This window comes from Streptomyces hygroscopicus subsp. hygroscopicus, from assembly GCF_001553455.1.
Lineage (GTDB): Bacteria > Actinomycetota > Actinomycetes > Streptomycetales > Streptomycetaceae > Streptomyces > Streptomyces hygroscopicus.
Window position 1 is genome coordinate 1 of sequence record NZ_BBOX01000345.1, and the last position, 2,206, is coordinate 2,206.

Below are 2,206 nucleotides of genomic sequence, written 5' to 3' on the forward strand. Positions count from 1 at the left end.
GGGCGGCGGCTCCGCGCTGGCGGAGCGGCTGGCCGGGCTGAGCGCGGCCGAGCAGGACCGGCTGCTGCTGGACCTGGTCCGCACCCAGGTCGCGGCCGTTCTCGGCTACGCGGGCCCGCAGGCAGTCGAGGAGGGCCGGGCGTTCAAGGACCTGGGCTTCGACTCCCTGACCGCCGTCGAACTCCGCAACCTGCTGCGCGAGGCGACCGGGCTGCGGCTGCCGCCGACGCTCGTCTTCGACTACCCCACGTCGGCCGCCCTCGCGGGCCATCTGCGCGCGGAGATCGTCGGGGACCCGGCCGAGGAGGTCGTCCCCGACCGGGTGATCAGCGCCGCGGACCGTGACGACCCGATCGCGATCGTCGCCATGAGCTGCCGGTTCCCCGGCGGCGTACGGTCGCCCGAGGAGCTGTGGCAGCTGCTGGTCGCCGGGGACGACGCGATCACCCCGTTCCCCGCCGACCGCGGCTGGGACCTCGCCACCCTCTACAGCGACGACCCCGACCTCGAGGGCACCAGCTACACCCGCGAGGGCGGCTTCCTGCACGACGTGGCCGACTTCGACGCCGCGTTCTTCGGGATCTCGCCGCGTGAGGCGCTGGCGATGGACCCGCAGCAGCGGCTGCTGCTGGAGACCTCCTGGGAGGCGTTCGAACGCGCCGGGATCGACCCCGCGTCCCTGCGCGGCAGCCGGACCGGCGTCTACATCGGCTCCAACGACCAGGACTACCTGACGCTGTGGCTGAACGAGCCGCGGGGCCTCGAAGGACACCTCGGCACCGGCAACTCCGCCAGCGTGGCGTCCGGCCGGCTGTCCTACGCCTTCGGGCTCGAAGGCCCGGCCGTCACCGTCGACACCGCCTGCTCGTCGTCGGTGGTGGCGCTGCACCTGGCCGCGCAGGCGCTGCGCGGCGGCGAATGCTCGCTCGCCCTGGCCGGTGCCGTCACGGTGATGTCGACCCCGGGCGCCTTCCTGGAGTTCAGCCGTCAGCGCGGACTGGCCGCCGACGGCCGGATCAAGGCGTTCTCGGCCGACGCGGACGGCACCAACTGGGCCGAGGGCGTGGGCCTGTTCCTGGTGGAGCGGCTCTCCGACGCCCGCAGGAACGGCCACCCGGTGCTCGCCGTCCTGCGCTCCACCGCGATCAACCAGGACGGCGCGTCGAACGGCCTGACCGCGCCCAACGGCCCGTCCCAGCAGCGCGTCATCCGGCAGGCCCTCGCGACCGCCGGGCTGTCGGCGGCGGACATCGACGTCGTGGAGGCCCATGGCACCGGCACCTCGCTGGGCGACCCGATCGAGGCGCAGGCGCTGCTGGCCACCTACGGCCAGGACCGGCCCGAGGGCCGACCGCTGTGGCTGGGCTCGGTGAAGTCCAACATCGGCCACACCCAGGCCGTGGCGGGCGCCGCCGGCATCATGAAGATGGTCCTGGCCATGCGGCACGGCCTGCTGCCGCGCACCCTGCACATCAGCGAACCGACCCCGCACGTCGACTGGTCGGCGGGCGACATCGAGCTGCTGACCGAGGCCCGGCCCTGGCCGGAGACCGGCCGTCCGCGCCGCGCGGGTGTGTCGTCGTTCGGCTTCAGCGGCACCAACGCGCACGCGATCATCGAGCAGGCCCCGGCCGCCGACCCGGCCCCCGCGCCCGCTCCGGAGCGGTCCCTGCCCGTCCTCGCCTGGCCGGTCTCGGGCCGTACCGAGGACGCGCTACGGGCCCAGGCCGGGCGGCTGCGCCCCCTCGTGGACGCCGGGGCCGACGGGCCGCGCCCGCTCGACCTCGCGTACTCCCTGGCCACCTCCCGCTCCGCCCTGGAGCACCGGGCCGTGCTGCTCGGCCGGGACGGCGACCTCCTCGGCGAGCAGCTCGCGGCGCTGGCCGAGGGGCGTGCTGCCGCTGGGCTGGTCGAGGACACGGCTGGCAATGGCAAGGTGGCGTTCCTGTTCACGGGGCAGGGGAGCCAGCGGCTCGGCATGGGCCGTGAGCTGTATGACGCCTTCCCGGTGTTCGCGGAGGCGTTGGACGCGGTGTGTGCGGAGTTGGATCCGCGTCTCGAACGGCCTTTGAAGGACGTGCTGTTCGGGGACGACGCGTCGGTGCTGGACCGGACGGGGTTCACGCAGCCCGCGTTGTTCGCGGTGGAGGTGGCGTTGTTCCGGCTGGTGGAGGCGTGGGGGCTGCGGCCGGACTTCCTGTGCGGG

The 2,206-nt window shown here is 74.3% G+C and carries 1 protein-coding gene; it reads left to right on the plus strand.

Features of this window, described 5'->3' with window-relative positions; translation table 11 throughout:
* On the plus strand, positions 1 to 2,206 hold a 2,206-nt coding region (locus AXW62_RS30725), incomplete at both ends, for a type I polyketide synthase (RefSeq protein WP_159060989.1).